Below are 6,327 nucleotides of genomic sequence, written 5' to 3'. Positions count from 1 at the left end.
CAGCCACGACAGCTGGCGCCAGCGGCGCAGGCTCATCCTGCGGCCTGCTCCCCGCCCGGGCGTCGGCGACCGGTTGCAGTCGCTGCGCGCGGGCGCTCAGACGCCCGCCGCGAAACAGCAGCCCGCTCCACCCACCCGCCAGCACGACATAGGGGTCGCGCCGCAAGTAGGGCAAGGCGCGCTCGCCGTCGCTGCCTACGCCGAAAATCGCCGGGAGCGGCTGGCCCGGCGCGAATTGCAGCCAGGTTTCCTTGCCGTCGTCGAACACCTGCATGGGCGCAACCGAGGGATCGCCTGACAATTGCCAGTCGAAGCGGAAGCCTTGGGCCGCCTGCCGCGAGGCTTCCCATGACGTTGCGGCCGGACTCTTGCCGGCCCCTGTGCAGGCCCCCAGGCAGGACAGCCCTGCCGCCAGAAAGAAGAAACGAACCATGCCTCACCGCGAGCAAAAGGCGCACCGGAATCGATACGCATGAGAGGCATGGTGGATGAGCGGCCCCAGCGTCACCAGACTGGCATGTACGCATGGATGGTTTGGTCGCGCGGCGGACGGACGAAAAAAAACCCGGTCCAGGGACCGGGTTTGCATCAGGATTCGGCGGCGTCTGCGCCGCCTGCCTGGATCAGCGTTGCGCCGCGATGCTGCGTGCCTGGGTGGCGGCGTTGTTCAGCGCCGCCACCGGCGGCACCTTGCCTTCGAAGGCATCGTTCAGTTGCTGGTTCAGCACGGGCTCGATGCGCGTGTAGTTGGCCATGCGGAAACCGCGGCTGTTTGCCGTGGGGTTGGTGCGCATGGAGGCAATCAGCGCCTGGACGCCCGGAATGCGGTTATAGAACGACACGTCCGAGGCGCGGAAAGCGGCCTCGGTCAAGGGCAGGTAGCCGGTGCGCTGGTGCCATTCCGCGGCGATGACGGGCTTGGACAGCCAGGCCAGGAACTGGGCGGTGGCCTTTTCCTCGGCTTGGGGATGGCCTTCCAGCGCCCACAGCGCCGAACCGCTCACGAAGGGCTTGCCACCGTCCTTGGTGGCCTGCTCGTAGTAAGGCAGCGGCGCCACGCCGAAGGACAGCGACTTGGTGTTGAGGAACTGGCCGAACGCGCCGGTGTTGGCGGTCAGCACGGCGCATTCACCCTTGGCGAACAGCTTGTCGCTGGCGTTGTCGCCCGAATGCGCCATGAACAGCAGCGAACGCTTCCAGCTGACCATCAGCGAGATGTGGCGCATGTACAGCGTGTCGAACTGCATGGCCGGCGCGGCCGACTTCTTGGTGACCGCGTCCAGCCCGTTGTTGTTGCTGGTGAACTGCTGGTTGTTGATCGGCGCCAGGTTCTCCAGGTGGACCGTGACCTGGTCGCTGGAGGCGTAGGGGCAGTCGATATCCGCCACGTCGCGCAGCTTCAGCAGCTCGCCTTGCAGAGCGGTCCACGTGCGCGCGGGCTTGTTGGGATCCAGGCCGGCCTTCTTGTAGGCGGCGGTGTTGTAGAACATCACCGGCACTTCGGCCATCCAGGGGAAGGCCAGCAGGCGGCCCTTGCTGTCGCGCGTGAAGCTGCTGGTGGCCGGCACGAACCAGTTCAGGTCCTTGATCGGGTACTTGGCCAGCAGTTCGTACAGCGGCAGCACGGCCTTGTGCTGGGCGACGACTTCAGGCGAATGGTTGTCGGTCAATTGCAGCAGGTTCGGGCCCTTCTTGGCCTTGACCGCCGTGACGGCTTCCTGTTCCAGCGCGCTGGGCGAGGCGAAGCCGCGCAGCGTCACGCGGACCTCGTCCTGCTCCTTGTTGTATTGCTTGGCGAGCTTTTCGAACTCGGCCTTGTTTGCGTCGGTCAGCGTGTGCCAGACCTGGATCTCGACCGCGGCGGCATTCGCCGCACCGGCCATCGCCATGGCGGCGCCGAACAACCATGCGCGCCGGCTGGCGAACATCGCGCGGGCAACGCCCGCCAATTGCAGATTCTTCATAGGTTCACAGACCAAGAAAAGGAAATTCCGGTTCCGGCCGCCTTCCGCTGAGCAGATCGGCCAATGCCCGGCCCGAGCCAACGCCCATCGTCCAGCCGAGCGTACCGTGTCCTGTGTTGACGTACAGGTTGGGGATACGGCTGCGGCCGATAATGGGCACGTTCGAGGGAGTGGACGGGCGCAAGCCCGACCAATAACTGACGCGCTCGAAATCGAGCGCGTCGGGAAAAAGTTCGCGCGCCAAGCGGGTCATGGCTTCGCAACGTCCGGTGTTCAGGCTGCGGGAATAGCCCGACAGCTCGGCGGTTCCGGCCATGCGCAGGCGGTCGCCCAGGCGCGAGAAAACCACCTTGTGGCTGCTGTCCGTCAGGCTGACCGTGGGCGTGGCGTCCGGCTTGATCACCGGGAAAGTCGCGGAATAGCCCTTGGCCGGATAGACGTTGCAGGGCACGCCCAGCGGCCGCAGCAGGTAGGGGCTGAAACTGCCCATCGCCACGACGTAGGCGTCGGCCGACAAGGCGCCGTAACGGCCATCGGGTTCGATGATCTCGACGCTTTGCACGGTGCCGCCAGTGGTCAGCAGGCGCGTGGCGCGCGTGCTGTAGCGGAATTCGACGCCGGCCCGGGCGCAACGCTCGGCCAGGGCCACGGTGAACAGGTGCACGTCGCCGCTCTCGTCCTCGGGCGTGTAATCGCCGCCGACGATGGTCTGGCGGTGCGGCGCCAGCGCGGGCTCGATGGCGATGACCTCGTCGGTCGATACCACACGGCGTTCCACGCCGAAGTCGCGCATCAGGCCCGCGGCGCGCTGCGAGTTTTCGAATTCGTGCGGATCGCGGTAGAAATTGAGGATGCCGCGTTCCAGGTGATCGTATTGGATGCCCAGTTCAGCGCGCATGCTACGCAGGGTCGCGCGGCTGTATTCCGCCATGCGGACCATGGCGCGGATATTGGGAGCCAGGCGGCTGGGCAGGCACTCGCGCAGGAACGCCAGCCCCCACATCCATTGCCGCCAGTCCAGTTGCGGACGGAACAGCAGCGGGGCGTCGTCCTGGAACATCCATTTGAGCAGCTTGAGCGGGGCTTGGGGATTGGCCCAGGGTTCGGCGTAGGAGACCGAGATCTGCGCGCCATTGGCCAGACTGGTTTCCTGGGCGGGACCGGTGCAGCGATCTATGACGACGACGTCATGGCCGGCCTGGTTCAGCCACCAGGCGCTGGAGATTCCGATGATGCCGCCACCCAATACCGCTACTTTCATGCCCGCATTGCTCCTTGCGTGCCAGCTCGGTCCGCCGACCCGATGTCCGCGCCCCATGGCAAGCTGCTGCCCGGCAGTTTACCCCGGCGCTTTGCCCGCGCCTATGGAATAAAAAGGGGCGGAAGTCACAAACCTTTCCAGGCCCGCTCGTTCCACCCCGATTCGCTCATGCCCTGTTACTCAAGACTGGGTTGCAGCCTTGGCCAGGTCCGCTTCGGACGTGAAGGCGTCGGCGTAGAACTCTTCGGGCGGCAAGCCGTTCTGGGCGCTGAATTCGCGCCTTGCGGCGTCCACCATCAGAGGCGTGCCGCAGGCATAGACCTGATGGCCCGAGAGGTCGGCGATGTCCTGCATGACGGCTTCGTGGACAAAGCCGGTGCGCCCGGTCCAGCCGTCTTCCTGTACGGCATTGGAGACTACCGGCACGTAGCGGAAATCGGGCAGCATGCCGGTCCACGATTGGGCCAGCGCGTCCATGTAGAGGTCGCGCGGACGGCGTCCGCCCCAATACAGCGCCACGGGGCGCTTGATGTTGTTGTGGATCATGTGCTCGACAATAGCCTTGACCGGGGCAAAGCCCGTGCCGCTGGCCAGGAGCACGACTGGCTTGTCGCTGTCTTCACGCAGGAAGAAGGAACCGAACGGCCCTTCCAGGCGCAGGATCTCACGCTCTTTCATCTGCGTGTCGCCGGCGCCGAACACATGGTCGGTGAACACGCCGCCGGGCATATGCCGGATGTGCAGTTCAAGCGGGCTGCCGGTGTGGGGCGCGCCGGCCATCGAATAGCTGCGCCGGCGGCCGTCCTTCAGGATGACTTCGATGTACTGGCCGGCGTAGTAGCGGAACTGCTCGGAGGCGGGCAACTGCAGCTTGATCACGGTGACGTCCGGGGCCACGCGTTCCAGCGCCTGCACGCGCGAAGGCAGCTTGCGGATCTGGATATCGCTGGCCAGGCGGACTTCGGTGGATTCGACCACCATGTCGGATTCAGGCCGGGCCTGGCAGAACAACGTGTAGCCGCCGGCCAGTTCCTCGGGCGAAAGAATCTGCGCGGGATACTGCCCCGCGTCGAACTCCCCGGACACCACGCGGCCCTTGCAGGTGGAGCAGGCGCCGTTGCGACAGCTGTACGGCAGGACGATGCCAGCGGCCAGCGCGCCATCGAGCACGGTCTGGCCGGGTTCGACCGGGAATTGATGCTGGCTGGGTTGGATGATGACCTGGAAGCTCATGATGAAACGGTTCAGGGTGTTAGCGGAGCGCCTCGTTCGCGAGGCGCTCCGCCCGGCCCGGCCTCAGGCCGGGAACTTGCGGATTTCCTTGACGCGGTTGGCGTCGTCCACCAGCACCACCAGCGGCTTGTGCGTGGCCGAGTCGGCCTCGGACATCGGGCCGTAGGTGCAGATGATCATCAGGTCGCCGACCTGGGCGCGGCGCGCGGCGGCGCCGTTCAAGGAGATGGCGCCGCTGCCGCGGGCCGCCTTGATGATGTAGGTGTCGAAACGTTCACCGTTGGTGACGTTATAGAGCTCGATGCGTTCGAACTCGCGCATGCCGGCAGCGTCCAGCAAGTCTTCGTCGATGCCGCAAGACCCCTCGTAGTGGAGGTCGGCTTCGGTGACCGTGACGCGGTGCAGTTTTGCCCGCAGCATGATGCGTTGCATGATAAATATCCTGGTTTCGCGGCCCGGAACGCGAAGTGTTGCAAGAGTGATGCCCGGCACCCGGTTTTGCCGTATGAACCCGGTATTCTATAATTTTTGCCGCAGCGGGACGGCCCGCTGCCGCGCGCGGCGACTAGGCTGGCGCGTTTGATTCTGGGGACGGCCCCTCGCGCCGGCGGCACGCCGGCAGCACAAGGTAGGAGTCGTAATGACCTGGATCATCCTGGTACTCGCAGGCCTGTTTGAAATCGTCTGGGCCGTAGGCCTGAAATACACCCACGGATTCACCCGTTTCTGGCCTTCGGCCATCACCGCGGGAGGCATGGCCATCAGCGTCTGGCTGCTGGCGGTCGCCATGAAATCCCTGCCCCTGGGCACGGCCTATGCGGTGTGGGTAGGCATCGGCACGATCGGCGCCTTCGTGGCCGGCATCGTGCTGTTCGGCGAATCCACCAGCTGGATGCGCATCGCCAGCGTCGCCCTCATCGTGCTCGGCCTGGTGGGCCTGAAGCTGTCCTCGGCCTAAGGCCCCGGCGGCGAGGCCCCGGATTCAGAAATCCAGTTCGATCCCGACCTCGTCGCCGACCTTCAGGCGCGCGCCCTTGGGCGCGTCCAGGATGGCGTTCTGGCCGAACACCACGCCGATTTCCAGATTGCGGTAGCCGGCCAGTGTGCGGCCAGGCTCTTCATACTGCTGGGCGGTGTTCTGGTCGATGTCGGGAATCGAGCAACGGGTGCAAGGCTTGACGAAAGCCATCTTCACGCCCGCGGCTTCGATCAGGGCGGTGTGGTCTTCCTCGAAGGCTTCCCATTCGCCCTGGACCACGATATTGGGTCGGAAGCGGTCCATCGGCACCGGCGCCACGCCGTTGGCCTGCAGGCGGGCGTTCAGGTCATCCAGCGAGGCCTGGTTGGCCACCAGCAGCGGGAAGCCGTCAGCAAAGCCAAAGCAGTGCTGGCCCGCGAACGGTTCGGCCAGGTCTGGATGCGCGTCCACCCAGCGCGACACCCAGTCCGGCTTGGCGTTGCGTTGCGCGGCCGCGTCCACCTTGTACAGACGGCACGGCGTCTTCAGGAAGTCGGAAAACCACTGCCCGGCCGCCGCGCTTTCGCGCCGGCCGGACGTGGTATCGCTCCACACTGCCACGGACTGCGCCTCTTGTTCCAGTCCCGATCCGTCCAGGGCAACGTCCAGATCGGACATGCCCGGCGCTGACAGGCGCAGCGTGTCGGCCGTGAGCGCCGTGCGGATCAGGGCCATCGCAGGCCATTGGCGCTGCGTCATGAACTGGCCATCGGCGCCGATCAGCATCCAGCGGCGGTCGTGGGCCAGCCCAGCGCGGTCGATGGGCGATTCGTCCAGGGCAATGCCCGCGCAGGATTTGACCGGGTAGATGTGCAGGCTGAGGATGCGGGCGGACATGGCGTGCGGAGTCT

At 65.7% G+C, this 6,327-nt stretch carries 7 protein-coding genes; 1 reads left to right on the top strand and 6 read right to left on the bottom strand.

The window, feature by feature from the left end; all coding sequences use genetic code 11:
- From DXK93_RS21100 to panD, 5 genes are all read right to left on the bottom strand, one after another.
- A partial coding sequence (locus DXK93_RS21100; RefSeq protein ID WP_158598567.1) for a TrbG/VirB9 family P-type conjugative transfer protein occupies positions 1-433 on the bottom strand: 433 nt, incomplete at its 3' end.
- Positions 434-623: 190 nt separating this feature from the next.
- The gene (locus DXK93_RS21095; protein WP_054458690.1) at positions 624-1,964 is read right to left on the bottom strand and encodes an extracellular solute-binding protein; all 1,341 of its coding nucleotides are present in this window, start codon (positions 1,962-1,964) and stop codon (positions 624-626) included.
- 4 nt (positions 1,965-1,968) lie between these two features.
- Positions 1,969-3,225, bottom strand: coding sequence for a D-amino acid dehydrogenase (locus DXK93_RS21090; protein ID WP_054458692.1), 1,257 nt, complete (start codon positions 3,223-3,225; stop codon positions 1,969-1,971).
- Positions 3,226-3,405: 180 nt separating this feature from the next.
- Entirely contained in the window at positions 3,406-4,458 is a 1,053-nt protein-coding gene (locus DXK93_RS21085) for a CDP-6-deoxy-delta-3,4-glucoseen reductase (RefSeq protein ID WP_054458694.1), read from the bottom strand.
- A gap of 63 nt (positions 4,459-4,521) precedes the next feature.
- On the bottom strand, positions 4,522-4,890 hold the full coding sequence (panD, locus tag DXK93_RS21080) for an aspartate 1-decarboxylase (protein ID WP_013392804.1): 369 nt from the start codon (positions 4,888-4,890) through the stop codon (positions 4,522-4,524).
- Positions 4,891-5,098: 208 nt separating this feature from the next.
- On the opposite strand from panD, the gene sugE reads away from it, so the two are divergent.
- Positions 5,099-5,416: a quaternary ammonium compound efflux SMR transporter SugE gene (gene sugE / locus DXK93_RS21075; protein WP_013392803.1), complete on the top strand. Its 318-nt coding sequence runs from the start codon at positions 5,099-5,101 to the stop codon at positions 5,414-5,416.
- A gap of 24 nt (positions 5,417-5,440) precedes the next feature.
- On the opposite strand, the gene DXK93_RS21070 is transcribed toward sugE, so the two are convergent.
- Complete coding sequence (locus DXK93_RS21070) at positions 5,441-6,313, bottom strand: MOSC domain-containing protein (RefSeq protein ID WP_119451027.1); 873 nt, start codon at positions 6,311-6,313, stop codon at positions 5,441-5,443.
- Between the last annotated feature and the right edge of the window lie 14 nt (positions 6,314-6,327).

Source organism: Achromobacter sp. K91, from assembly GCF_003576205.1.
GTDB classification, from domain to species: domain Bacteria; phylum Pseudomonadota; class Gammaproteobacteria; order Burkholderiales; family Burkholderiaceae_B; genus Achromobacter; species Achromobacter aegrifaciens.
This window is presented reverse-complemented; position numbering and strand designations above follow the sequence as displayed.

Excerpts from the sequence above, each read along its gene's own strand:
- DXK93_RS21095 (WP_054458690.1), bottom strand. The coding sequence starts at position 1,964 with ATGAAGAATCTGCAATTGGCGGGCGTTGCCCGCGCGATGTTCGCCAGC.
- DXK93_RS21090 (WP_054458692.1), bottom strand. The coding sequence starts at position 3,225 with ATGAAAGTAGCGGTATTGGGTGGCGGCATCATCGGAATCTCCAGCGCC.
- DXK93_RS21085 (WP_054458694.1), bottom strand. The coding sequence starts at position 4,458 with ATGAGCTTCCAGGTCATCATCCAACCCAGCCAGCATCAATTCCCGGTC.
- panD (WP_013392804.1), bottom strand. The coding sequence starts at position 4,890 with ATGCAACGCATCATGCTGCGGGCAAAACTGCACCGCGTCACGGTCACC.
- sugE (WP_013392803.1), top strand. The coding sequence starts at position 5,099 with ATGACCTGGATCATCCTGGTACTCGCAGGCCTGTTTGAAATCGTCTGG.
- DXK93_RS21070 (WP_119451027.1), bottom strand. The coding sequence starts at position 6,313 with ATGTCCGCCCGCATCCTCAGCCTGCACATCTACCCGGTCAAATCCTGC.